The sequence below is a fragment of the Mesorhizobium sp. CA10 genome (genome assembly GCF_020165285.1).
Lineage (GTDB): Bacteria > Pseudomonadota > Alphaproteobacteria > Rhizobiales > Rhizobiaceae > Mesorhizobium.
Genome location: NZ_JAIUHV010000015.1, coordinates 12,658 through 37,524, shown reverse-complemented (window position 1 = coordinate 37,524; position 24,867 = coordinate 12,658). Strand labels below are relative to the sequence as shown.

Below are 24,867 nucleotides of genomic sequence, written 5' to 3'. Positions count from 1 at the left end.
GATCTCAGCCGGTCTGCCGGACAATGGCGCCGATCGCGTTGACAACAAGACGCGACGCGGTGATGGCCGACAGACCGTCAATGTCGGCGGGAGGATAAAGCTCGACAAGGTCGAATCCCGCAATCCTCGCCCGCTTGCCGAGGCCTGCGATCAGGTCGATCGCCTGCGTGTAGGTGAGGCCGCCGGGCGTGCGCGCGGCCACGCCCGGCATGATGCCGGGATCGAGGCCATCGCAGTCAAGGGTGACGACAACCCGCGCTCCGTCAGGTATATGCTTGAGAGCAGCTTCCACGCCCAGGGCATGTACCTCGCGCGCGGTTACGAAGCGGCTGCCGTAGCGCCGCGCCGCTTCGATTTCGGCGAGGTGGGCGCTGCCGACGCTGCGCAGCCCGACCTGCACGATGCCGGCAACATGCAGCATCTCGCTCGGCCCGCCGCATCGGGCTCGAATAGCCGTAGCGTTCGCCATGCACCTCTCCGCGCCAGTCGATATGGGCATCGATCTGCAGGATCCAGACCGGTCCGTGATCGGCAAAGCCGGCGAGGAAGGGAATGACGACGGAATCGTCGCCGCCAAGCAGGATCGGCACCGCCGGCAGTACCAGCACCTCGCGCGTCTTCGCCTCGATACGGGCCCGGTTGCCGGCATTGTCATGCATGGTGGTCCAGACATCGCCGGCATCGACGCAGCAGACCGGTCCGCCATGGAACAGCGGGCCACCGAGGTCGAAATCCCAGTGCTCCACCAGCGGAATGTCATCCTGGCTTGCAGCTCGGATGGCGCGGGCGGCCGAGGCATGGCCGCTGCTGTCCTGGCCGCGATAGGTGCTTCCATGACCCGCCCCGAAGATCACGGCTCGCGGCACGCGCCCCTCGGCGAGGCGATCGGGAAAGCCAAGAAAGGAAGGCGAGGCGGTCATTTTTCTGAATGCTTTCATTGTTGCGCCGCGGCGCGATGGCATCTTGGGGCTTCGATGTTTCTCGGTGGTTTTTAGGACGGCAAGCCACGAACCAAATCTAACTCTTTCAACGGGTCGCCGCCGTCGATGAAAAGCCTGCCATGCGGCTTCAGCGCCGCCTTGATCCGCGTCAAGGCCGCACGGTTGGCCTCGGGGTGACGCCCGTCGAGCGCGCCGACCCGCATGGCAAAGGCGATGTCGAAAAGAGCCTCGCCAGCATTCAAGGCGAAGTCTTCGATTGCCGCATGCCTGAAATCGAGGCAGCCCCAAGCCATCTCATCAGCCGATCCCGCCCGCGCCAATCGGATTGCCTTCTCCGAACGGTCGATGGCCAAAATGAAGCCGTCGCCGATGCGGCGAGCGACATCGCGAGCGGCGACGCCGGGACCGCATCCGATCTCCAGGACGCGAAGTCCCGGCTTCAATGGAAGCGCTTCGACGAAGGCGGATATCCGATCCGAGATTCCGGCAGCCATGAAATAAACTATCCAAGCTGGTCTGCGCCAGGCAAGCGAGACGGAAATGGCTGACAGGGCAGCGGCCAGAACATTGATGCCGGACAATGTAGCCCCAGGCGTCGACCGCGTTCGGGTTGGCAAGACTCAAGGACTGTTCTAGTGCCGTTGCAGGAAGTCGACCATCAGCGACGCAGCTTGGTTGGCATGCGTTTCCAGCAGGAAATGAGGCCCGTCGAGAATATGTGCTTCCATCCTCGGCAGGGCCTGCATCCATGACAGCGTCTCTGTCAGGTCGAAGAACGCGTCATGCCGGCCCCACAGCATCAGGGCGCGTGGCTGCCTGCGCCGCAGATAGTCGGCAATCGTGTCGAAGCGAGCGACGTAATTGCCGTAGTCCGCAATGAGCGCGCGCTGCGTCTCCATGCCTCCGGGTCGCTGCATCACGCGCCAGTCTTCCTCCCAGTTCTCGTCCGGAATTTGTGCGGCCACATCGTCGGGAACACCTGCCACATACTGGTCGCGCGTGCCCTCGAAGGTCAGGTGCGCGGTGGCTTTCGCTTCATTGTCGGGGTTCGGATTGGTCCAAAAGTCCTGCGTCGCCTTCCAGGATGGCCCCATTCCGCTCCGATGCGCGTTGGCGTTCTGGATGATCAACCCCAACACCGCATCGGGAGCCTGCATGGCTATCCGCAGCCCGACCGGCGCGCCAAAGTCATGAAGGTAGATGTAGCGGGGGCCGACCGAGAGGTGGCCGAGCAACTCCGAGATCGCATCGGCAAAACCATCAAAGGACGGCTCGGGCAGAGCATCGGACATGCCGAACCCAGGCATATCGGGAGCAACGACATAAGCTACCTTCGACAATGCGGGAATAACGTGGCGAAAAGTCCTGGAGGAACTCGGAAAACCGTGAACAAGCAGAAGAGCCGGTTTGGAGGGCTCTCCAGCCGTGAGGAAAGACAATTCCGTGCCGCTCGCCAACTCAAGCCGTGAACGCATGCAAAGGTCCTCAAACCGCTCACCAGGCCAACGCGAGGTTCGGCGGTTGAGTTCCGAGCACTTGCTGCCGCAATGAGGGACGACTCCTGTTCGTACCCGTCAATGCGCAACAGCTCCGTGCGGCTGGCGAGCAGGGCTGTGTGACCTCACGCTGTCGGCATCTCCGTTGCCATATCGGAAAGTCGCATAAGATAGATTATGGAACTGAGGCGTGGCGGGCACGTCCAGGAATTGCTGCGGCTTTCCCTGCCGGCGACAAGCTCCGCGGCAGCGCTTCGGCTTCGAGACCGCAGCGAAGCTTTCGACGGACGAACTGCAGCGCCGACTGAACAGCTGTCGCTACCGCTCTGACTCGTAAGGAATTTCGATCGCCATGCCGTCATAGGCCGGCACGACATGCTCCGGCGTCTCGGCCATCACAATAGCGTAGTCGAGCGGCACATGCATATGGGTCAGCACGGCGTTCCTCGGCGTCAGCTTTTCGATCCACTCCAGCGCCTGGCCAAGCGACAGATGACTGGGATGGGTGTTGTACTGCAGCGCGTCGATCACCAGCGTGTCGAGGCCGCGCAAACGCTCAATGGTGGCGTCCGGAAAGCCGCTGATATCAGGGCAATAGGCAAGCCCGCCGATGCGGAAGCCGAGCGAGATGATGTCGCCATGGAACTGCGGCAGCGGCTCGAGGGTGAGGGGACCCCCCTCGCCTTCGATCACGACCGGCCTGGCGTGATCGATGATGTGCGCCTTGACGATCGGCGGATAGGAACTGCCTGGCGGCGTCTCGAAGCAATAGCCGAACGCCTGGCGCAGCCGCAGCATGGTCGGCTCGTCGGCATGGATGTCGATACGATGGCGTTGCTCGAGCACATAGCCGCGCAGATCGTCGATGCCGTGGATGTGGTCGGCATGCGGATGCGTGTAGACGACTGCATCGATGCGCTTGACGGAGGCCAGCAGCATCTGCTCGCGGAAATCCGGCCCGGTGTCGATGACGACCGTGGTGCGCGCGCCGTTGGCAGCAATCCGCTCGACCAGGGCGGCCGTACGCATGCGCCGGTTCTTCGGGTTCTTGGGGTCGCAATTGCCCCAATCACCGGTGATGCGCGGCGTGCCGGGCGATGAGCCGCAGCCAAGAACGGTAAAGCGCAGCCGGTCGCTCATGCCTCAGCCCGCAGCCGTTTCGGGACGCGGCATTTTGGTGAACAGCCTGAAGAAGTTCCCGGTGGTAATATCGGCGATCTCGGCCTCGCTGACGCCGATGGTCTCGGCGAGCACCTTGGCCGTGTTCGCCACATAGGCCGGCTCGTTGCGTTTGCCGCGATGCGGGACCGGCGCAAGGTAGGGCGCGTCGGTCTCGACCAGCAACCGGTGGCGCGGCACATCGGCGGCGATGGCGCGCAGTTCGGCGGAGTTCTTGAAGGTTAGAATGCCGGAGAAGGAGACATAGCCGCCCAGCGCCACGCCGACTTCGGCCAGCCTGCGTCCGGACGAAAAACAGTGCAGGATAAAGGGGAAGGCGCCCTTCCCTGTTTCGTCCTCGAGGATCGACGCCATGTCGTCGTCGGCATCGCGTGCATGGATGACCAGCGGCAGGCCGGTGCGGCGCGCGGCCGCGATATGGGTGCGAAAGCCTTGCGCCTGCGCATCGCGCGGCGCCTTGTCATAGTAATAATCGAGCCCGGCCTCGCCGATCGCCACCACCTTGGGATGGCCGGAAAGCCGCACCAGCTCGTCAGTGGTGACGTCGAGCTCTTCCGCCGCATTGTGCGGATGGGTGCCGACCGAGCAATAGACCTCATTGAAAGATTCAGCAATTTCAAGGACCTGCTGAAATCGCTTAACCCGCGTCGAGATCGTCACCATGCGGCCGATTCCGGCGGCGAGAGCGCGGGCGACGACAGCCGTCCGCTCCTCGGCGAAGTCCGGGAAGTCGAGATGGCAATGGCTGTCGACCAGCATCAGCTATTGCCATCCTGCTCGACATAGCGCGGAAATACGCCCTCCGGCGCCGGCAAGGCAGTGCCTGGCTCCAGCGCGTGGTTGGCATGGACGTGCTCGAAAGCGCGGCTGTCAGCGGGCACGGCCAACAGGTCGAGCAGCTTGGCCGCCGATCCGGGAATGAAAGGCTGGCAAAGCAGCGTCACCCGGCGCACCAGCTCGGCCGTCGTCCACAGCACGGTTTCCATGCGCTCCGGATTGGTCTTGCGCAGCGCCCACGGCTCCTGAGAGGCGAAATAGCGGTCGGCTTCGGCAACAACGCCGAAGATCGCCGCCAGCGCCAGATGGATGCCCTGCTCCGCCATCGCCCGACGAGAAACGGCCAGCGCTTCGACCGCCTCGTCGAGGATCGCCGTGTCGGCCTCGGTAAGGTCGCCGCGCGCCGGCACCTTGCCGCCGCAGTTCTTGGCAATCATCGACAGCGAGCGCTGCGCCAGATTGCCGAGGCCGTTGGCAAGATCGGCATTGGTGCGGTTGACGATCGCCTCATGGCTGTAATTGCCGTCCTGGCCGAACGGCACCTCGCGCAGGAAGAAATAGCGCACCTGGTCGACACCGTAGTGCTCGACCATGGTGAACGGGTCGATGACGTTGCCGACCGACTTCGACATCTTCTCGCCCCGGTTGAACAGGAAGCCATGGCCGAAGACGCGCTTCGGCAACGGGATTCCCGCCGACATCAGGAAGGCCGGCCAATAGACGGCGTGGAAGCGCACGATGTCCTTGCCGATGATGTGCGCATCGGCAGGCCAAAACCGCCATTTCTCATCGTTTTCATTGGGATAGCCGACGCCGGTGATGTAATTGGTCAAGGCGTCGACCCATACATACATCACGTGCTTTTCGTCGCCCGGCACCGGCACGCCCCAGTCGAAAGTGGTGCGCGAGACCGACAGATCCTTCAGCCCCGATTTGACGAAGCTCATCACTTCGTTGCGGCGCTCGGCCGGACCGATGAAATCGGGCTGGCTCTCGTAAAGCGCAATCAGCCTGTCCTGGTAGGCCGACAGCCGGAAGAAATAGCTTTCTTCCTCGACCCATTCCACCGGCGTTCCCTGCGGCCCGTAGCGGACATTGTCGGGGCGAACCTCGGTCTCCTCCTCGCCGTAATAGGCCTCGTCGCGCACCGAATACCAACCGGCATAGCCGCCCTTGTAGATGTCGCCATTGGCGGCCATCGCCTTCCAGATCGCTTGCGAGGACGCGTAATGCCGCTCCTCGGTGGTGCGGATGAAATCGTCGTTGGAAGCGTTGAGCGCGGTGGCCATGCGCCTGAACTCGGCCGAGTTGCGGTCGGCGAGCTCGCGCGCCGTGATGCCTTCCTTGCGCGCCGTCTGCAGCATTTTGATGCCGTGCTCGTCGGTGCCGGTCAGGAAGAAGACATCCTTGCCGTCCAGCCGCTGGAAGCGGGCAAGCGCGTCGGTGGCAATCAGCTCATAGGCATGGCCGATATGCGGCTTGCCGTTTGGGTAGGAGATCGCGGTCGTGATGTAGAATGTGTCGCGTGACATGAATGAACCGTCATGAATATCTGAATGTGAGTTGTGGCGGTGGATATCGTATCGGAACGTCGATTGCCATCCCGAGGCCAATGCATGCCGCCCAAAACTGGGCCAACGGCATGCATCGAACGAGCCGTCACATTCGCATCGCAGAATTCAGGCGGTCGATCATGGTCAGGGCGTGCTGCTTCTTGTCGAGGTTGTAGGTCTCAGCCTCAGATATCGTGTTCAGCGCCTCGTGCCAAGCCTCGGACAGGGTTTTGGCCCGGGCGAGATCGCCGGCAAGCGCGGCGTCGCTGGCGGCGGTCGAAAGCAGGTCGAGCGCGCGACGGTTGAAGATGTCGAACTGGATTGCCTGATCGCGTCCCGCCACGGCTTCGGCAAGGCGATGGGCGCCGGCAATGTCGGGCTTCCTGGCCGCCACCAGCGTGTCGAGCGCGCCGGCGATCTCCAGCCCGCCATATTGGGTGAGCAGGATCGCGTTGCGGGCGCTGCCCCCTGCCCGCTCGGCGAGCGCCGCGCGCGCGCCCGGATCGTCCGGCGGCGGCGGCTCGACATTTTCCAGCACCGCCATCAGTTCGTCGGCGGCCAAAGGCGCCAGCCGCACCATCTGGCAGCGCGAGCGGATCGTCGGCAACAGGCTGCCCGGCGCATGCACCACCAGAATGAACAGGGTGCGCGCCGGCGGCTCTTCGAGATTCTTGAGCAAGGCATTTGCGGCGTTGGTGTTCATGTCGTCGGCCGGATCGACGATGACGACGCGGTAGCTGCCGTCATGCGAGGTCATCGACAGGAAGCGGCTGACCTTGCGGATCTCGTCGACGGTCAGCACCGTCTTGAAGCTCTTGGTCTTGTCATTGGCCGGACGGGTGAGGTGCAGCACCGAAGGTTGCGCGCCGGTGGCGATCTGGCGAAACAGCGAGGAGGCCGGATCGGGAACGGCAAGCGTGTCGGGCGCCGTCTTGAAATCCGGATATCTCAGAAGATGATGCGCCATGTGGAACGCCAGCGTCGCCTTGCCGATGCCTTGGGGCCCGGCGAAAATCAGCGCATGCGGCAGCTTGCCGGTGCGGTAGGCGCTGGCAAGCATCCCTGCCGCCGTCGCGTGGCCGATCAGCCGCGGCGTTTCGGCGGGCTCGGGCACGCCGTCCAGCGTGTCGTGCTGTTCGGGGGCGATGCGTTCGAAGATCATGCCGGCGCCGTCTCAATCCTTTGCGCCGGCATCCGCTCTTCCAGCGCTGCGAAGACGGCGGCGGTGACGACGTTCTCCACCGTATCGGGATCGGCGGAGGCGTCGATGACGACGCAGCGCTCCGGTTCGGCCGCGGCGATGGCCAGGAAAGCCTCGCGCCGCCGCCGGTGGATGGCCAAAGTCTCCTTCTCGAAGCGATCGGCGGCGTCATCGGCGCCGCGCCGCGCGGCGGCCCGTTTCAGGCCTTCAGCGGGATCGATGTCGAAGATCAGCGTCATGTCGGGCATCATGCCGTTGATGGCCACCGCCTCCAGCGCCTTCATGAAATCGGCATCGAGCCCGCCGGTGACGCCCTGGTAGACGCGAGAGGAATCGATGAAACGGTCGCACAGCACGATCGAGCCGCGCTCGACCGCCGGCCGGATGACCTGCTCGACATGGTCGGAGCGCGCGGCGGCGAACAGGATCGCCTCCATCTTCGGGCCGAACGGCTCGGCCGCCCCGGACAGAAGCACATGCCTTACGGCTTCGGCGCCGGGCGATCCACCCGGTTCGCGGCTGACCAGGACCTCGTATTTCTTGGCGCGCATGCGCCGCGCCAGCCGCTCGATCTGCGTCGACTTGCCTGCTCCTTCGCCGCCCTCGAAGGTGATGAAAAATCCGCTCGCCAATCGAGACTGCCTTTGCCCGTGCTGGCCGCTGTCATAGCTCCCGTCCGACAAAAGGTCCACGAACTTGCCCGATCACAAATGTTTCTGCCGCAGCCAGCCGACAGCGAGTTCCTTGGCCGCGTCCAACGCGCGCTGCGGCAGCGTACCCACCTTCACCGATTCTGCGGCATAGAGCGGCGTCTGCTGGCTCAGCGTCTCGCCTATCCAAACGCGCAATTCCCCGACCGGTTGCCCCTCCTCGACCGGTGCCGACACCGGACCCTGGTAGACGATCCTGGCGGTCAGCTTGTCGCGGTTGGCTATCGGCAGAAAGATGTCCACGGGGCCTTTGGCTTTCAAGGCCAGGCCGGACTTGGCGCCGCCGAAAACCTGTGCTTCTCCGACCACCTCGTCCTTGGCGAAGATCTCGGTCTTCTGGAATGACCGCGAGCCCCATTCGAGCAGCTTGCGCGCCTCTTCGGAGCGCTCGCGGTCATTGGCCAATCCGCTGAGCGCGGCGATCACACGCGTGCCGTTGTGACTGACGGTGCCGACCAGGCCGAAGCCCGCCTGCTCGCTGGCACCTGCCACGAAGCCATCGGCCTCGATGCCCATGGCGATCAGCGGATTGCGGTTCCTCTGCGAGATCTTATTCCAGGTGAAGTCCGGCTGGCCGTAATAGTGGAAGAACTCCGGATAGTCGCGCCACAGATGCAGCGCCAGCATGGTCAGCTCCCGCACCGTCGTCTGCTGCCCGTCGGCCGGCAGGCCGGTCGAATTGACGAAGGTCGATTTCGAGAGGCCGAGCTGGCGGGCGCGATCGGTCATCTGCGCGGCGAAATTCGCTTCCGAGCCCGCCATTCCCTCGGCGAGCACGATACAGCCGTCATTGGCGGCCTGCACGGTGACGCCCTGGATCAAATCCTCGACGCGGACCTCGGATTTGAGCTTGGCGAACATGGTCGAGGTTCCGGACGGCGCGCCGCCGGTGCGCCAGGCGTTTTCGCTCACGACGAAAGTGTCGTCGAGCGTGATCCGCTTCGACTTGATGGCGTTGAAGACCATTTCCATCGTCATCAGCTTGGCCATTGAGGCCGGCGGGATTGGCTTGTCGGGGTCCTTGGCGAAGAGCACCGTGCCGGTGTCGGCATCGATCATGAACGCCTGCGCCGCCTTGGTCTCGAAGAGCTGCGCGCTCGCCGGGGCGGCGCAAAGCAACACCAGCGCCAATCCCAGAAGGCTGGCGAAAGGCAGAAAAATGCGGAACTGCATGAAATGTCGACCCGATCTGAGCAACCCGGAAAGCGCAGAGCCGCTCCAGAATGCGCAAAGACTACCCCACGGCCAAGCTATCAGGGTTTTTCCGGCCGGATCAACGGGCAGCGCGAATTTGATCAGTTACGCACAACAAGCGCGTCCGGCGCGCCATGCGACCAGGCTGCCTGGAGCAGGTCGTCGACGCTGCCATGGCCGTCTGGATAGACATTGACCGCATACCAGTCATTGCCGTCGAGCTCGGTGCGCTGGATCTCGGTCCGGCCGAACGGCTCGAGCGCTGCGGCCACACGCTTTGCCTTCGCAGCCTCGTCGAAGGAACCGGCGGCGACATAGTCGGACGCAGGCGTCTGTAGCTCTCGCTTCGATTTCTTCCATGAACGCAGGATATCGGCCGGCGACATGCCGCCGGAATCGAGCGCGGCAAAGACATCGGCGCGCTCTACCCGCTCATCGGCGTAAGACAGAGAGGCCATGGCGAAGGGCGAGTTCGGCGGAAGCGTGAAATCCGGCCGTTCCGGCACGATCGGACCGAAATCCGGCAGCGCGACATCGCTGGCGCCCTGGACGGCGAATGCGGCCGGCTGCACGGCCGGCTGATCCGAAAGCCCCGGCTGCGCTGCAAAGGCCCGCCCCGAATTGGTCAACTCGCCCGGAAACGGCGCGGCGGCCGGAGACGCCGCGACCGGCACGCTCGGCGACGGGCCGTTCATGGCCACCATGACGCCGGTCGGCAGGCCGTCCGAAGGATCCGGCCGGTTGTTGCCGGGATGATAGGAGGCCACCAGATACTGGTCGTCATCGCCGTCGAGCGGCGCGCGGCCGACATACTCCACTTTGACCCTGGCCGTGCCGACCTTGGCATAGTCGAGCATCTGCGCCGCGCGTTCGGAAACGTCGATGATGCGGCCTTCGTGATAGGGGCCGCGGTCGTTAACGCGCACGATCACCGAGCTGCCGGTCTCCAGATTTGTGACGCGGGCATAGCTCGGCAGCGGCATCGTCGGATGCGCCGCCGTCAGATGCGTCATGTCGTAGACTTCGCCATTGGCGGTCAGGCGGCCATGAAACGCATCGCCGTACCAGGAAGCCAGGCCGACTTTGGCGTAGCCCTTGTCTTCCTTGGGATAGTACCACTTGCCGCGCACCTGATAGGGCTTGCCGAGCTGGTCACGGCCGCCGCCGCGCCGCATGAACTGGACACGCGGGCTCGCCTTCACGCCATATTCGGATTCGGCGAAATATTCCTTGGAGCGGGCCTTCTTGTAGACCATCCCCTTCGGTTCGGGTTGCGAGGCGCAGGCAGCCAGCAGCAAGCCCGAAAGGGCGCACAGGGCGAAAGCAGAAGCGCGACGAAGACGCGGGCGCGTCAGGGTCTGCATGTCTCGATTGTCCCCTACCGTGCTGTCACCAGACGGGCCAGAAGTCGCCCGCCAGGCCAACACCTTGATCCCCAATCCCTTTTGCACAGGAATTGCTTATCACGATGTTAATCGATTATGGCCACAACAGGGCGAGATTATGGCATATGCCCGTCCATACGCCCTGCAAGCTGCTATCACAGGCTTTGCCGGTGGCATCAACGCCGACGGAAGGGATTATCGGCACGCTGAGTTCGCGATCAGCCGACAAATCCGTTATGCCGGCGGTGGCGGTGGTGGTTCGGACGAAACCTGCTGCGCCGTCGCGCGCGACAGGATCTCGCGTTTCGTCAGAATCGGCCTCTCATAGCTCTTCTTCACGATTTCCCCCTGCTTGAATATTAGCAAGCCGAGATTGACCGACCTTTCGCCGAATTGTCAATGCAGCTCCGGTCCATGGAATGCTCGCGGTTCCCGAGGCTCCGACTGAGCGGCTCCTTGCGCCTGATTGGTGCCTTGCGATTGACGGTCTTTGCGCGACGCACTAGAGCATGGCTCGCAGTCGTACCGGCATGGCAATCGTTGCAACGGGACCACTATGGAGGGATGGCCGAGCGGTTTAAGGCACCGGTCTTGAAAACCGGCGTGGGCGCAAGTTCACCGTGGGTTCGAATCCCACTCCCTCCGCCAGAAGCCGTTGAAATTCCTAATTAATTTCGGAAATCATATCGACAGTCTACCGGCGAATCAAGGTGCGGAGCGGCACATCGTTCGGGACGATCGGTACACAAATGCCTTCCATATTGCGAATTGCGGCGTGCAGCAGAGGTCCGATTTTGTCTTTACCGGATGGATGACCCCAAACGTCAGCGTCAAGCTCTTGGCGAAAATCTGGGTCGTCACTAATTCGACTCGCTCGCCTCAGATACTTTGATAACGTACCATGCCGAAGCGGTGAATTTCGGCGGCGGCACTGGCGTGAGGCTGCGGAAATGAACATGGTCTCAGTGCTCAATATCGTTGGACTCGTACTTTCGCTCTCCGGAGTCATTATTCTGTTTAGATACGGAATGCCCTACAAAGTACGGAGTGGCGGCTTTGATACAATTGTCATTGAGCAGACAAACAAAGAAGAAGTTATCCGTGAGAGGCGGTACGACTTTTTAGGAATATGCGGTCTGGTGCTGATCATACTGGGTACAGCGCTTCAAATCGTCGCCAATGTGATCTGAGGCTAATGCACTTGATCCTATTTGTCCTTTTGGTTGTTGTCATTTTCGGGCTCTTGGTGCGGGCGATATTTCGCTTTGGTGATGATGTCGGCCCGATTATCCGCGGGGCCATGAAAGTCACTCTTCTATGGCTGTATAGGCTATGGCGCCCGCCAGGGCGCTTCCTCCCGCCGGCCCGCTGCATGCGGTCCGGGGAACCGCCGCTCGGCTGCACGTTAACAGAAGGGCCGGAGTGAAATTAATTTCAGAGGACTACCTTCTTAACGGACTTCGACATCACGAACGCGACATTCCCGTAAGTTCCGCCCTCTAGGCTAGAGAGGGTATGGGATACGTCTTCCATCCGTCCTAACTTGCTTGACCAAAGGCCATTTTCAAGCTGCCGAGCGGCATGTGTCGGATCACTATTTGTGGCGAAAATGGCGATCTTTTGGGTGTTAGGCTCAAGCTCCCGCGAAGCGCATAGCGAGTAGCCTATTATCTCGAATGCTTTCTGAAATGCGGCAAGACGTTCGACACGTTGAGCGCCTTTCGGCCAGTAAAATTGACCGAGCGGATCTGGCCACCACCACCGCCTGTGATCTCCGGCAGCATACGCTACGCAGTTGTAAGTCGGCGTTCGCGGACTCGTCAGTGCAAGGTCGGCGACGGTCATGTTTGGAAATTGGGAAAGAATGCCCCCGACACTCATCTGCTGCGGCGCTGGTACCACTCGATCCAGCTTGCGGCCATTGCATAGATATCGCCACGGTCGTCCTCCGACACAGGGTCGTCGCCAGTGATTTGCGGGAGCGCCGCCACAAGCAAATCAGGCTGCCGACGTAGTTCCTGGACGATCAACGGCACAACCACTCTACCCATGCTCACGATCTCGCGGAAAGCGGGGTGACTGAACATCTCGCTCGACGAAGATGAATAGGCAGTTTCTGCACGCCAGGTGCGAACCAGTTGATAGAAGCGGGAAACGTAGTCTTCCTTGCTTTTGTGATACTGGCCTCGGGTACCTACCAATTCGCGGAACGGACGAATTCCAAACGCCGGCTGGCGCGCAAGCGCCACTCTAGCTGTCATTTCGATCCTCCTCATCTTCGAACGACCTGAGCTCCTTGATCATATCGCTCAGACCATTCAATAGGCTTGTGGCTGTTTCCAGGTCGAATGTCACAACTGCCTCGACTTCACGGACGATTGCATCTCGACCTATCGTTTCAAGGACATCACCGAGCGTACCATCGTCGCCAAATTTGTAGACCACCCGCTGAGGGATAGCTTGGCGTTCGGAGAAAAGCGCAAACTGAATTTTGCCTTGTGGGGTGATACTCGTAAGAATTCCGTTAGGCGAAATCGTGCGGAATAAGTGGCTTTTGATATAGTCGATATTGATCCGGTCAGACTCGTCGGCCCCGACAGTCGGTGAATCAATTTTGGCCATTTCCGTTCCCCACTAGCATCTCCAGACCATATAACTAGCGCGAAATCAACAAAATCTAGGCAAGAGGCTTGTTAACCATCTCGGTGCAGCAGCGCGCCGACCACGGTGATTGAAGCAACGAAGCCCTCCACTCAATGGCCCATCCCAGCCATTGGGTTGCGGCGGGACAGTCTCGAAATTGCCGGTGCCGGAATGGCACACCGGAGCGCCTGACTGCCACCGTGAAAGCGGCGACGGCTCGGCGCTGGCGACCGACAGTGGGTAAACCACCGTTTATTTGATTTATCGGACAAAATATGCTGCTTGTCGCGCCCATGAAAAAGCTCTGCCTGATGGTTCTGGCGTCGCTGACGCCGGTCTTGCCGGCCAAGGCGATGGACAATGCGTTGCGCGCCGGTCTGATGAAACTCGATCCTGAGACGCGCCTCGAGCAGCGCTGTGACGCCGAGGTGCTCGACCGGATCAGCCACGACGATCGCAACTACAAGGCCGACCGCGTCGTGGCCTACGCCTTCGCCACGCCGCAGATGAGCGCCGATGCCATCAAGAGCTCGGGCGCCGCCTTCCGCAGCAATGGCCAATGGTACCGGCTGAAGTTCAAATGCCAGACCGCGCCGGACCACATGCAGGTGCTGCAGTTCCGCTACAAGATCGGCGACGAAATCCCGGAATCCGACTGGGCCAAATATAATCTCTACGACTAGAGCAATTCCAGGGAAAGTGCGTAGCGATTTCCCGTCCGGAATTGCGTCAAAACAAAGAGATAGAGCGGTTCGCCGTTTCCGTGAAACGGTGAAACGCTCTAGTTTTCGGCCTCGCCGGCTTGCCGGCGACTCCCTAAATCCTTGAGGGCTTGCGCTGCCGGCCTTGTTTTCCGGCGATGTCCAACCCTGCGTCTTGACGCCGATGGACCGTGCCTTTAGGCCCGTCCCGGTAGAGGGCTACGCTCATTTCAGGCAAGGATTTCTAGTCGATGGAAATATTCACTGCCGCAGGCCTTTCGGCTCTCCTCCAGGTCGTTGCAATCGATCTCGCGCTTGCCGGCGACAACGCAATTGTGATCGGCCTCGCGGCAGCTGGCCTTCCCGTCGATCAGCGCAAGCGCGCCATCCTGGTCGGCATTGCGGCAGCCACCGTCCTGCGCATTGTCTTTGCCCTGATCACGCAATGGCTGCTGAGCATCGGCCCGATGTTGCTCATTGCCGGCGGGCTCCTGCTTCTGTGGGTATGCTGGAAGATGTGGCGCGAGCTGCGCGTCAGCCACGAGGATGAGCGCGACGCGACAGAAGCGCTGTCGAACGGCGATTATATCAAGGACGGCAAGATCGCCGGCAAAGGCGCGCGCAAGACCTTCTCGCAGGCTGCCTGGCAGATCGTCATCGCCGACGTCTCGATGTCGCTCGACAACGTGCTCGCCGTCGCCGGCGCGGCCATGAAGCATCCCACGGTGCTGATCATCGGACTTGTCCTTTCGATCGCGTTGATGGGCTTTGCCGCATCCTTCGTCGCGCGCCTGCTGCACAAATACCGCTGGATCGCCTATGTCGGCCTGCTGATCATCCTCTATGTCGCGGTGAACATGCTTCTGGGAGGCGCCGTGCAGCAATTTCCCGACCATTTTGCTTTCCTGGCGCCCTGGTTCGGATCGGACGGCCACTGACGCTCCTTCAAGGCGAGCATCTGCCGCATCGCCTCTTGTCGTGGCCGGCTGGCAGGTTTGCTTCTGTGCCGAAGCGTGCTATTGCGCCGCGCGAAATGGCTCAAAGCCGCGCGCCGTAGATCGATCTTCGGAGCCTGAGGCCCCTCGATCTCGCCCTCATCTCTTGGAAAACAAATTTATGTCCGCCCCACGCGTCAGTTTCGTCAGTCTTGGATGCCCGAAGGCGCTCGTCGATTCCGAGCGCATCATCACGCGGCTGCGCGCCGAGGGCTACGAGATCGCACGCAAGCATGACGGCGCCGACCTCGTCGTCGTCAACACTTGCGGCTTTCTCGATTCCGCCCGCGACGAATCGCTCAACGCCATCGGCTCCGCGCTTTCCGAAAACGGCCGCGTCATCGTCACCGGCTGCCTCGGCGCCGAGCCGGAGGTCATCCGCGAAAAGCACCCCAACGTGTTGGCGATCACCGGCCCGCAGGCCTATGAAAGCGTGATGGCGGCGGTGCACGAGGCGGCGCCGCCCAGCCACGATCCCTATATCGACCTGTTGCCGCCGCAGGGCGTGAAGCTGACGCCGCGCCACTACGCCTATCTGAAGATTTCCGAGGGCTGCAACAACCGCTGCACCTTCTGCATCATTCCGGCGTTGCGCGGCGATCTCGTCTCGCGCCCGGCCGCGGACGTGCTGCGCGAAGCCGAAAAGCTCGCCAAGGCCGGCGTTAAGGAGATCCTGGTCATCTCGCAGGACACCAGCGCCTACGGCATCGACATCAAGTACCAGACGTCGATGTTTGGCGATCGCGAGGTGCGGGCGAAATTCCTCGACCTCGCCGAGGAGCTAGGTAAGCTCGGCATCTGGATACGCATGCATTATGTGTACCCCTACCCGCATGTCGCCGATGTCATTCCGCTGATGGCGGAGGGAAAAATCCTCCCCTATCTCGACATTCCCTTCCAGCACGCCTCGCCGCAGGTGCTGAAGAACATGCGACGCCCCGCGCATGGCGAAAAGACGCTGGACCGCATCCGTGGCTGGCGAGAGGTCTGCCCGGATCTCGCCATCCGCTCGACCTTCATCGTCGGCTTCCCCGGCGAGACCGAGGACGATTTCGAGATGCTGCTCGACTGGCTGGACGAAGCCAAGATCGACCGCGCCGGTTGCTTCAAATACGAGCCGGTCAAGGGCGCGCGCTCCAACGATCTCGGACTGGAGCAGGTGCCGCAGGAGATCAAGGAAGCGCGCTGGCACCGCTTCATGCAGCGCCAGCAGAAGATCTCGGCTGCGCAGCTCGCCAGGAAAGTCGGAAAGCGCCTCCCGGTGCTGATCGACGAGGCGCATGGCACATCCGGCAAAGGCCGCACCAAATACGACGCGCCGGAGATCGACGGCTCTGTGCACATCCAGTCGCGGCGGCCGCTGCGCGCCGGCGAGATCGTCACGGTCAAGATCGACCGCGCCGATGCTTACGACCTTTACGGCTCGGCCGTCTGACAGTCCACGCGGACCCACGCAGCTTAAAAAAGGGCGCCTGGGGGCGCCCTTTTTCGTTTCGGTTCAGCGATTTGCCGCTTACTGCGGCAGCTTGTCGTCGATGCCCTTGACGTAGAAATTCATGCCGAGCAGCGTGCCGTCGTCGGCGACCTCGCCGTCCTTCAGCCAGGGCGAACCATCCTGCTTGGAGACAGGTCCGGTGAAGGGGTTCCAGCCGCCGGCGATCTTCTGCTCGGTCGCCTCGGCCATCGCCTTCACGTCGTCGGGCATGTTGGTGTAGGGGGCGAGCTTGACGGCGCCGTCCTTGATGCCGAGCCAGACATTGTCAGGCTTCCAGGTGCCGTCGAGCGCCGCCTGGACGCGGCTGATATAATACGGGCCCCATTCGTCGGTCAGCGAGGTCAGCTGCGCGTGCGGTGCGAACTTGATCATGTCGGATGACTGGCCGAAGCCGTGCAGCTTGCGCTCCTCCGCGACCTGCAGAGCGGCAGTCGAGTCGGTGTGCTGGACGATGATATCGGCGCCCTGGTCGAACAGCGCCTTGGCGGCGTCGGCTTCCTTGCCGGGATCGAACCAGGAATTCACCCACACGATCTTCACCTTGAAGTCGGGATTGACCGACTGCGCGCCGAGCATGAAGGAGTTGATGCCCATCACCACTTCCGGGATCGGGAACGAAACGATGTAGCCGGCGAGGCCCTTCTTCGATTCCTTGGCTGCGATCTGGCCGAGCACATAGCGGCCTTCATAGAAGCGGGCATTGTAGATGCCGAGATTGTCGCCGGTCTTGAAGCCGGTGGCATGCTCGAACATAACCTTGGGAAACTTCTTGGCGACCTTCACTTCGGCATCCATGAAGCCGAAGGAGGTGCCGAAGATGATCTTGCACTTCTCGCGCGCCAGGCGCTCGAAAGCGCGGTCGGCGTCCGGGCCTTCCGAGACGTTTTCGAGATAGGCGGTCTCGACCTTGTCGCCGAGCGCCTTCTCGACTTCGAGCCGGCCTTGGTCGTGCTGATAGGAGTAGCCGAAGTCGCCGATCGGACCCGTGTAGACCCAGCAGGCCTTGAGCTTGTCGGCGGCCTGGGCGGTTGCCGCCAGGGACAGCGCCGCGGCCGTGGTCATCAACGCAATAAGCAGTTTTTTCATTGTGTTACCTCTCTGAGTTAAGCCTTGGAGCTTCCCGTCTTTTTGTTGTTGTCAACGATCCGGAACAAATGGCTGCCCCAACGAAGCCGGCGTGTTCATCATCGTCAGCCGCTTGTTGCGCGAGATTAGAACGAGAACCACGACGGTTGCCAGATAGGGCAGCGAAGAAAGCAGTTGGGCGGGGAACGATTTTATGAAAGCGATGACCTGATAAATCACCCATGGGGCATTGATGAAGCTCTGAAGGTCGATTGCTTGCACGTGAAGCTGGCCGATCCAAATGGCGCCGAAGATGTAAGCGCCGGCCAGCACCCGCCACGGGCGCCAGGAAGCGAACACCACCAGCGCCAGCGCGATCCAGCCTCGACCGGCGCTCATGTTCTCGACCCATTGCGGCGTGTAGACCAGCGACAAGTGGCCGCCGGCAAGGCCGGCGCAGGCGCCGCCGAAGATCACGGCGAGATAGCGGTAGCGGATGACCTTGATGCCGAGCGCATGCGCCGACGTATGGCTGTCGCCGATCGAGCGCAGCGTCAGGCCCGTGCGCGTCTTGAACAGGAACCACATCACCGCCGCGGTCAGCGCGATCGAGATGTAGAAGACCGGATCCTGGCCGAAGACCAGCTTGCCGACCACCGGGATCGAGCTGATGCCCGGAATGTCGAGGTTTGGCAGCCTGACGCCCGGCTGGCCGACGAAGCTGGTGCCGATCATGCCGGAGAGACCGAGGCCGAGCAGCGTCAGCGACAGGCCGGTGGCCACCTGGTTGGTCGCGAGCGACAGCGTCATGACGGCGAACAGCAGCGAGAACAGCGCGCCGACGATGATAGCCGCTAGCAGGCCAATCCACGGCGATCCGGTGAGATAGCCGGCGCCGAAGCCGCCCACGGCGCCCATGATCATCATGCCCTCGACGCCGAGATTGAGCACGCCGGAGCGCTCGACCACCAGCTCGCCGATCGCCGCGATCAGAAGTGGCGTCGCCGCGGTCGCGATGGTCAAAAGGATGTTGACGGTGATGTCCATCAGCGAGCCTCCTCGAGCTTGGGCGCTGCTTCGAGCGCCGCGCCCTTCGGCTTCGTCAGCGCCATGCCGATCAGGCGGATGCGGTAATGGATGAGCGTGTCGCAGCCGAGCACGAAGAACAGAAGCATGCCCTGGAACACGCGCGCCACCTTGTCGGAAATACCGAGCGCGCTCTGCACCGCCTCGCCGCCGAGATAGGTCAGCGCCAGCACCAGGCCCGCCGCGACGATGCCCAGCGGATTGAGGCGCCCAAGGAAGGCGACGATGATGGCGGTGAAGCCGTAGCCAGGCGAGATCACCGGCTGCAACTGGCCGATGGCGCCGGAGACCTCTGAAATGCCCGCCAGACCGGCCAGCGCGCCGGACAGAAGGAAGGCGAAGAACACCATCTTGTTGAAGCCGAAGCCGGCAAAGCGCCCTGCCCTTGGGCTTGACCCCAGCACGCGGACCTCGAACCCTTTCAGCATGCGGCTCATCATCAGCCAGATCGCTACCGCGGCGACCAGCGCGAAGATGAAACCCCAATTGGCGCGGCCGGCATCCGGCATCAACTCAGGCAGCACGGCTGAATCGCCGAACTGGATGGTCTGCGGGAAGCCGTGGCCTTGTGGATCGCGCCATGGACCGCGCACAAGCCAGTCGAGGAAAAGCTGCGCGACATAGACCAGCATCAGGCTGGTGAGGATCTCATTGGTGCTGAAGCGCGTCTTCAGAAGTGCCGGAATCGATGCGTAGAAGGCACCGCCGACCATGCCCAGCAAAAGCATTAGCGGGATCACCAGCGGGCCTTCGAACTGCGGGAACAGCACCGGGATGATCGAGCCGAAGATCGCGCCGAAAATGAACTGGCCTTCGGCGCCGATGTTCCAGATGTTGGCCTTGTAGCAGACCGACAGGCCGACCGCGATCAGGATCAGCGGCGCTGCCTTGATCGCGAGCTCATGCAACTGCCAGACCTGGCTGATCGGCTCGACGAAATAGATCTCGAAGGCGTTGAGCGGATTGACGCCGAGCAGCGCAAACATGATGGCGCCGGCAATGATCGTCAGCGCGAAGGCGATGAAGGGCGACAGCATCGAGAACAGCGCCGAGCGCTGCGGGCGTTTGACAAGTTCGATGCGCATCATGCGACCTCCAAGCTGTGTTCGGCATGGCCGGGCTCGGCGCCGCCCATCAACAGGCCGACCTTCTCGAAAGTCGCCTCGGCGATCGGCAGCGGCGTCGACAGTTCTCCGTTGTGCATGACGGCGATGGCGTCCGACAGTTCGAACAATTCGTCGAGGTCCTGGCTGATGACAAGGACAGCGGAGCCGCTGCGGGCGAGCTCGATCAAAGCCTGGCGGATGTGAGCGGCCGCACCGGCGTCCACGCCCCAGGTCGGCTGGTTGACGACCATGACGCTGGGCCTACGGTCGAGCTCGCGGCCGACAATGAATTTCTGCAGATTGCCGCCCGACAATGCGGCGGCCTCCGGATCGGCCGCGCTCTTGCGCACGTCCATGGCTTTAATGATGCGCTGGGCAGCGCTGTAAACCGCGCCGTTCTTCACCGTGCCGCCCGAACCGACGAAAGCCTTGCCGTCAGTGGCGTGACGAGACAGAAGCAGGTTCTCGGAAAGCTTCATGCGCGGTGCTGCGCCATGGCCGAGCCGCTCCTCCGGCACGAAGGCGGCCCCCATCAGCCGCCGGCCGGTGATCGAAAGGCCGCCGGCGTCCTTGCCGCGAATGCGCACGGAACCGGTATCCTGCTGCAGCACTTCGCCGGAGACGGATTCGAAGAACTCGCCCTGGCCGTTGCCGGCCACACCCGCGATGCCGATCACTTCGCCGGCACGTACGGTGAGGTTGATGTTCTTCAGTGGGATGGCGAAGGGTGTCGCCGGCTTGCGGCTGAGGCTGCGGATTTCCAGCAGCGCCGGCGCCGTTTCGATGCCTTCCGCCGGCGCACGCACCACCGCCTTCACCTCGCTTCCGACCATCATGCGGGCAAGCGACGCTGCCGTCTCCTCTCGTGGATTGCAGTGGCCGACGACCTTGCCGTGGCGAAGCACCGTGGCGCGGTCGCAGATGCGTTTGACCTCTTCCAGCCGGTGCGAGATGTAGAGGATCGATTTGCCTTCGGCGCGCAGGCGCTCCAGCGTCTCGAACAGCTTGTCGGCCTCCTGCGGCGTCAGCACCGAGGTCGGCTCGTCGAGGATGATGAGCTGCGGCGTCTGCAGGAGGCAGCGGATGATCTCGATGCGCTGGCGTTCGCCGACCGAAAGATCTCCGACCAGCGAATCCGGATCGAGCGGCAGGCCGTAGCTGTAGGACAATGCCCTCGCCTTCGCGGCGATGCTGCTGATCGGCGAGCCGTCATTGAGCGAAAGCGCGATGTTCTCGGCCGCCGTCAGCGCTTCAAACAGCGAGAAATGCTGGAACACCATGCCGATGCCGAGCTTCTTGGCCGCGCCCGGGTTGGTGATCTTGACCGGCTTGCCGTCCCAGAAGATCTCGCCCGAGTTCGGCTCGAGCGATCCGAACAGCATCTTGACCAGCGTCGATTTGCCGGCGCCGTTCTCGCCGAGCAGCGCGTGGATCTCGCCTTTTGCGATATTGAGATCGATGTGATCGCACGCCGTCAGCGTGCCGAATATCTTGGTTAGGCCGCGAACCTCGAGCAGGTTCGCCCTGTCATGATTTGCACTCACAGTGCCTCCCATCCGGTTTCCCAGACATGTTCTGTGTTCCCGAAAGCATGGTATGCGCGGCCGGCTCCAGTCGGAAAGCAGCACCCGACTTGAAAGAGCTTCAAGAATTTCAGCGGAAACTCAAGGGCTAAGATAGATCTCTTGAGAACAACGGCAAAATCCGCATCCCTTTTCAGGCAAGCCGTGCCTTCGAGTTCGGCAAGCCGCTGAAAAACAAGGCAGCCCGAAAGAGCACCGTGCCGAAGGGTGTAAAGCGGTTTTCCGTCCGGAATTGCGATAAAGCGGTACGCCGCTTCCGTGAAGCGCTTTAGGGAATGAGGACGGTCGTTCCCGTCGTCTTGCGGGCCTCGAGATCCGCTTGCGCTTTTGCAGCATCCTTCAGCGCATAGCGCTGGTTGATCTTGATCTCGACGGCGCCGCTCTTGACCACGTCGAAAAGCGCTTCGGCCGACTTCACCAGATCCTCGCGCCTGGCATTGTAGACGAAGAGCGTCGGCCGCGTCGCATAGAGCGAGCCTTTCTGCGCCAGCAGCGATATCGAGAAAGGCGGGATCGGCCCCGACGACTGGCCGAAGCTGACGAACATGCCGAGCGGCCGGAGGCAGTCGAGCGATGCCGGAAAAGTGTCGGCGCCGACGGAATCGTAGACGACGTCGCATTTCTTCCCGCCCGTCAGCGCCTCGACGCCGGCGACGAAATCCTGCTCTTTGTAGTTGATGACGTGATCGAAGCCATGCGCCCGCGCAACCTCGATCTTGTCGGCGGAACTCGCGGTGCCGATCACGGTCGCGCCGAGATGCTTTGCCCATTGCCCGAGGATCAGGCCGACGCCGCCGGCGGCTGCGTGGTAGAGGATCGTGTCACCGGCCTTGACGGGAAAGGTGCGGCGCAAGAGGTATTCGGCCGTCATGCCCTTCAGCATCATCGCCGCCGCTTGCTCGTCGCCGATACCGTCCGGCACTTTGACCACACGGTCGGCCGCGATCACCCGTTGCTCAGCGTAAGCCCCGACATTGACGGCATAGGCGATGCGGTCGCCGGGCTTCAGCCAGTCGACGCCGGGGCCGAGCGCCAGCACGACGCCCGCTGCCTCGCCGCCTGGGATCAGCGGAAAACCGCCAAGTGGCGGATAAAGCCCGGAGCGATAGTAGACGTCGATGAAGTTGAGGCCGATTGCCGTGTGCCGGACCAGGATCTGGCCTTCTCCCGGCCGGCCGGGGTCGGCGTCTTCATAGGCCAGGACTTCGGGGCCGCCATGGGCGTGGATGCGGATTGCCTTGGACATCGCTCAGCTCTCTGAAGGGTAAGTGCACAAATCTGGAAACATGATTACGAAAGGGAGAACCGATTTTCGGAAAATCATGCGCCGATATACAGCTAGGGCCAGGATGACCATTCAGCCAAAAATATCCTGATCCAGGATCAGGACTTCTTGGCGCCCAGATTGGGAAACATCTGCATGATGCCTCCGATGCAGGCGAGATAGAGGCCGGTGATCGTGATGCCGATCTTGGTGAAGTTGCTGACCTGCTCTCCCAGCACGCCGATCTTGTCATAGAAGGCGGCAAGTGCTGCCTGCGCCAGCGCCAGCGCGCCGAATGCGCACCACAAAAGCGTCATAAAGAGATTGACCGGTCTCAGCCGCACGACACGCACCGGATGGACGAAGTTGATCGGCATGAAGGTCAAAATGCCGGCAACCACCACCACCGCGAAAGACACCCATTGCCCAGGCTCGATGACGAAGAGCGTGAACACCACCATGTTCCAGACGACGGGAAACCCTTTGAAGAAGTTCTCCTTCGTCTTCATGCCGGTGTCGGCATAGTAGATCGCGCTGGAGACGACGATGATAGCCGCCGACAGGAAGGACAGATTCTCGCCCATGAAGCCGCGCTGGTAGAGCGCGAAGGCCGGAATGAGCACGTAGGTGACGTAGTCGATAATGTTGTCGAGGAGCTCTCCCGACCATGTCGGCAGGATTTCCTTGACCTCGAGCTTCCTGGCGATCGGGCCGTCGATACCATCGACGAAAAGCGCCAGCCCCAGCCACCAGAACATCGCCGTCCAGCGTTGCTCGCTCGCCGCGACCAGCGACAGGAAGGCAAGGAACGATCCCGACGCGGTGAGCAGATGCACGGAGAACGCGCGCGCCTGCGGCCACGTCACCTTCTTCTTCGGCAATGGGATCCGTTGCGCGATCTTCTTGGCTGCCTTGCCGGCCCTTGTGTTCTTGCTCACGGTCCCCGCCAGTCCAGCTTGCAGATTTCGGCCGAGCGGCCGGCGAAATTCCAATTGCGGCCGAAGGCGCGCATCTTGCTCTTGTCGGACTTCGCCACGATGATTTCCGGCGCGATCCAATATTCCGAATTGGCGATCACCGTATCTTTCTCACGGTCTTTGCCGGGAATGGGCGTCACTGCGCCGTCGATAATCTTGGGAATCTGGAAAACGCGCGTCTTGTCGCGCGTCTCGTAGGTGATCGGCACCTGCTCGACGCCGAGGAATTTCCCGACGAGGATCGACAACAGCGAGGTGGTGCCGCCGGCCTTGCCGGTGAAGATCTTGGTTAGCGCCTTCGCCGCATAGATCGAGGCGCGCTTGTCGATGAACAGGCCGGCCGTCCAGTTGCCGCGGCTCATATAGCCGGGAATTTCCATGATCAGGCCGAGATTGAGGCCCGACAATTCGATCTCGCCGAAATGGCCCGCATCGATGCGGAAGCCTGCCCATGTCTGGCAATAGCCCTCGGTCGGCGGATGGCTGCCAAGCGACAGCACGCAGGGACAGAAAACCGTGCAATTGCAGGAGAGTACAAGCTCCCCTTTCATTGCCCAGCTTTGGTCGGTCATCGAATTCTCCCTCACGCCGAAACTAATAGCAGGGCAGCCGCCCATACAAGCAGTATCGCACCGGCAACACGGCTGGCCACCCTGCCGGCGGTCTGTTTTTCGATCAGCGTGAACAGGCCGATCAGCGCCATCCAGAAGACGTTCATCGCCCCGACGGCAAACATCACCAGCATCAGCGCCCAGCAGCAACCGAGGCACCAGACGCCCTGTTCCAAGCCGAGCCGGAAGATGCGGCCTGGTTTCGCGCTCCACCTGGCGAACAGGATCGAGAACGGATTGCGGCACTTTTCCAGGCATGCCTGTTTCAGGCCGCTGAATTGATAGAGGCCGGCGACAAGCAGCGCGATAGCGCCGGCAAGCCCGACGGCGGGGTCGAGCATCCGGCCGGAACCGGCAAAGGCGTACACCGCGAGCGTCAGCACGCTGAAACCCACGGATGCGCCGAGCCATGTGGCGAGGTATCCGGCGACAAGCACCAGCGGATGAACGACCGGCTCTCCCTTGATCTTCGCAGTATCGGCGATTTCGCAATAGGTGCGGATCAGCGGCGCCGCCGAAGCCAGCATCGTCGCCACGGCCATCAGGAACCACATCAGCACAAGCGCCGGCGCTTGCAGGCCGGCCATGCCGGCAAGCGGCGCCGGCGCGAGGCAAAGAGCGAAGAACCGGTCGAGAAAATCCGGCAACGGCAGGCCCGGCAGATTTTTCAGCAGCATATCGCCGGGGGCGCCGACGGGGTTGCCTTCAGCGCCGCGTATCGCCATTGCGCCGAGAAGCAACCACGCAAGGGCGATGCCGATACCGATCGTGAGCATGACTGCGAGGCGCGGGCTGCGCGCCACGCCAGCCGTGGCGCGGCCGGCGCGGTCGAGATGGCTGAAATCATGCTGCTCGCCGCTCATGGCAATCGAATGGGCTGAATCGCCGCGTTGATCAAGCCGGCC

General features: G+C 62.2%; 24 protein-coding genes, 1 tRNA gene and 1 pseudogene. 6 read left to right on the top strand and 20 right to left on the bottom strand.

What is annotated here, in order from left to right:
• Positions 1-4: 4 nt before the first annotated feature.
• The 10 genes and pseudogenes from LB535_RS25205 to LB535_RS25160 form a co-directional block, all read right to left on the bottom strand.
• Positions 5-920 (bottom strand): annotated as a pseudogene (locus tag LB535_RS25205) (agmatinase).
• A gap of 71 nt (positions 921-991) precedes the next feature.
• On the bottom strand, positions 992-1,435 hold the full coding sequence (locus LB535_RS25200) for a class I SAM-dependent methyltransferase (protein ID WP_318012349.1): 444 nt from the start codon (positions 1,433-1,435) through the stop codon (positions 992-994).
• A gap of 138 nt (positions 1,436-1,573) precedes the next feature.
• Complete coding sequence (locus tag LB535_RS25195) at positions 1,574-2,416, bottom strand: alpha/beta fold hydrolase (RefSeq protein ID WP_224634132.1); 843 nt, start codon at positions 2,414-2,416, stop codon at positions 1,574-1,576.
• Between the two features lie 339 nt (positions 2,417-2,755).
• Positions 2,756-3,577 carry an MBL fold metallo-hydrolase gene (locus tag LB535_RS25190; protein ID WP_224530197.1) on the bottom strand — a complete coding sequence of 274 codons (822 nt, stop codon included), beginning with the start codon at positions 3,575-3,577 and terminating at the stop codon, positions 2,756-2,758.
• Positions 3,578-3,580: 3 nt separating this feature from the next.
• Entirely contained in the window at positions 3,581-4,375 is a 795-nt protein-coding gene (locus LB535_RS25185; protein WP_224628245.1) for a TatD family hydrolase, read from the bottom strand.
• Positions 4,375-5,925, bottom strand: coding sequence for a methionine--tRNA ligase (gene metG, locus LB535_RS25180; protein ID WP_140843367.1), 1,551 nt, complete (start codon positions 5,923-5,925; stop codon positions 4,375-4,377). Before metG ends, LB535_RS25185 begins: the two co-directional genes overlap by 1 nt.
• Positions 5,926-6,052: 127 nt before the next feature.
• Complete coding sequence (locus LB535_RS25175; RefSeq protein ID WP_224634131.1) at positions 6,053-7,108, bottom strand: DNA polymerase III subunit delta'; 1,056 nt, start codon at positions 7,106-7,108, stop codon at positions 6,053-6,055.
• Positions 7,105-7,779, bottom strand: coding sequence for a dTMP kinase (gene tmk / locus LB535_RS25170; protein ID WP_140843363.1), 675 nt, complete (start codon positions 7,777-7,779; stop codon positions 7,105-7,107). Before tmk ends, LB535_RS25175 begins: the two co-directional genes overlap by 4 nt.
• A gap of 72 nt (positions 7,780-7,851) precedes the next feature.
• Positions 7,852-9,030, bottom strand: a complete 1,179-nt coding sequence (locus LB535_RS25165; protein ID WP_140843361.1) for a D-alanyl-D-alanine carboxypeptidase family protein — start codon at positions 9,028-9,030, stop codon at positions 7,852-7,854.
• A gap of 122 nt (positions 9,031-9,152) precedes the next feature.
• Positions 9,153-10,415 (bottom strand): septal ring lytic transglycosylase RlpA family protein, encoded by a 1,263-nt coding sequence (locus LB535_RS25160; protein WP_224634130.1) that lies wholly within the window; start codon positions 10,413-10,415, stop codon positions 9,153-9,155.
• A gap of 64 nt (positions 10,416-10,479) precedes the next feature.
• Between LB535_RS25160 and LB535_RS25155 the strand changes: the two genes are divergently transcribed.
• The 3 genes from LB535_RS25155 (at position 10,480) to LB535_RS25145 (ending at position 11,626) form a co-directional block, all read left to right on the top strand.
• A complete protein-coding gene (locus tag LB535_RS25155; RefSeq protein ID WP_224634129.1) occupies positions 10,480-10,764 on the top strand; it encodes a hypothetical protein in 285 nt (94 codons plus the stop codon).
• A 230-nt stretch (positions 10,765-10,994) separates the two neighbouring features.
• Positions 10,995-11,084 (top strand) — tRNA-Ser (locus tag LB535_RS25150).
• 308 nt (positions 11,085-11,392) lie between these two features.
• Entirely contained in the window at positions 11,393-11,626 is a 234-nt protein-coding gene (locus LB535_RS25145) for a hypothetical protein (protein ID WP_224634128.1), read from the top strand.
• A gap of 687 nt (positions 11,627-12,313) precedes the next feature.
• Here the strand turns inward: LB535_RS25145 and LB535_RS25140 are convergent.
• Together LB535_RS25140 and LB535_RS25135 are read right to left on the bottom strand one after the other, a co-directional pair.
• Positions 12,314-12,697 carry a hypothetical protein gene (locus LB535_RS25140; RefSeq protein ID WP_224634127.1) on the bottom strand — a complete coding sequence of 128 codons (384 nt, stop codon included), beginning with the start codon at positions 12,695-12,697 and terminating at the stop codon, positions 12,314-12,316.
• Positions 12,687-13,058, bottom strand: coding sequence for a hypothetical protein (locus LB535_RS25135; protein WP_224634126.1), 372 nt, complete (start codon positions 13,056-13,058; stop codon positions 12,687-12,689). The genes LB535_RS25140 and LB535_RS25135 overlap by 11 nt, the downstream gene beginning before the upstream one ends.
• A gap of 296 nt (positions 13,059-13,354) precedes the next feature.
• Between LB535_RS25135 and LB535_RS25130 the strand changes: the two genes are divergently transcribed.
• From LB535_RS25130 to rimO, 3 genes are all read left to right on the top strand, one after another.
• Positions 13,355-13,762: a DUF930 domain-containing protein gene (locus LB535_RS25130; protein WP_181181276.1), complete on the top strand. Its 408-nt coding sequence runs from the start codon at positions 13,355-13,357 to the stop codon at positions 13,760-13,762.
• A gap of 269 nt (positions 13,763-14,031) precedes the next feature.
• Positions 14,032-14,718 (top strand): TerC family protein, encoded by a 687-nt coding sequence (locus LB535_RS25125; RefSeq protein WP_224634125.1) that lies wholly within the window; start codon positions 14,032-14,034, stop codon positions 14,716-14,718.
• A 178-nt stretch (positions 14,719-14,896) separates the two neighbouring features.
• Entirely contained in the window at positions 14,897-16,210 is a 1,314-nt protein-coding gene (rimO, locus tag LB535_RS25120; protein WP_224634124.1) for a 30S ribosomal protein S12 methylthiotransferase RimO, read from the top strand.
• A 78-nt stretch (positions 16,211-16,288) separates the two neighbouring features.
• Here the strand turns inward: rimO and LB535_RS25115 are convergent, their stop codons facing one another.
• From LB535_RS25115 to LB535_RS25080, 8 genes are all read right to left on the bottom strand, one after another.
• Positions 16,289-17,356 (bottom strand): BMP family ABC transporter substrate-binding protein, encoded by a 1,068-nt coding sequence (locus tag LB535_RS25115; protein WP_224634123.1) that lies wholly within the window; start codon positions 17,354-17,356, stop codon positions 16,289-16,291.
• 51 nt (positions 17,357-17,407) lie between these two features.
• Positions 17,408-18,382 (bottom strand): ABC transporter permease, encoded by a 975-nt coding sequence (locus LB535_RS25110; RefSeq protein ID WP_224634122.1) that lies wholly within the window; start codon positions 18,380-18,382, stop codon positions 17,408-17,410.
• Positions 18,382-19,509, bottom strand: a complete 1,128-nt coding sequence (locus LB535_RS25105) for an ABC transporter permease (RefSeq protein ID WP_224634121.1) — start codon at positions 19,507-19,509, stop codon at positions 18,382-18,384. The genes LB535_RS25110 and LB535_RS25105 overlap by 1 nt, the downstream gene beginning before the upstream one ends.
• Positions 19,506-21,083, bottom strand: a complete 1,578-nt coding sequence (locus tag LB535_RS25100) for an ABC transporter ATP-binding protein (RefSeq protein WP_224634120.1) — start codon at positions 21,081-21,083, stop codon at positions 19,506-19,508. Before LB535_RS25100 ends, LB535_RS25105 begins: the two co-directional genes overlap by 4 nt.
• Before the next feature lie 295 nt (positions 21,084-21,378).
• Positions 21,379-22,356 carry a quinone oxidoreductase family protein gene (locus tag LB535_RS25095; RefSeq protein WP_224634119.1) on the bottom strand — a complete coding sequence of 326 codons (978 nt, stop codon included), beginning with the start codon at positions 22,354-22,356 and terminating at the stop codon, positions 21,379-21,381.
• A 137-nt stretch (positions 22,357-22,493) separates the two neighbouring features.
• Entirely contained in the window at positions 22,494-23,312 is an 819-nt protein-coding gene (gene pcsA / locus LB535_RS25090) for a phosphatidylcholine synthase (RefSeq protein WP_318012347.1), read from the bottom strand.
• On the bottom strand, positions 23,309-23,923 hold the full coding sequence (locus LB535_RS25085) for a DUF1326 domain-containing protein (RefSeq protein WP_224634118.1): 615 nt from the start codon (positions 23,921-23,923) through the stop codon (positions 23,309-23,311). The genes pcsA and LB535_RS25085 overlap by 4 nt, the downstream gene beginning before the upstream one ends.
• A gap of 11 nt (positions 23,924-23,934) precedes the next feature.
• Complete coding sequence (locus tag LB535_RS25080; RefSeq protein ID WP_224634117.1) at positions 23,935-24,825, bottom strand: DUF2182 domain-containing protein; 891 nt, start codon at positions 24,823-24,825, stop codon at positions 23,935-23,937.
• Positions 24,826-24,867 lie beyond the last annotated feature (42 nt).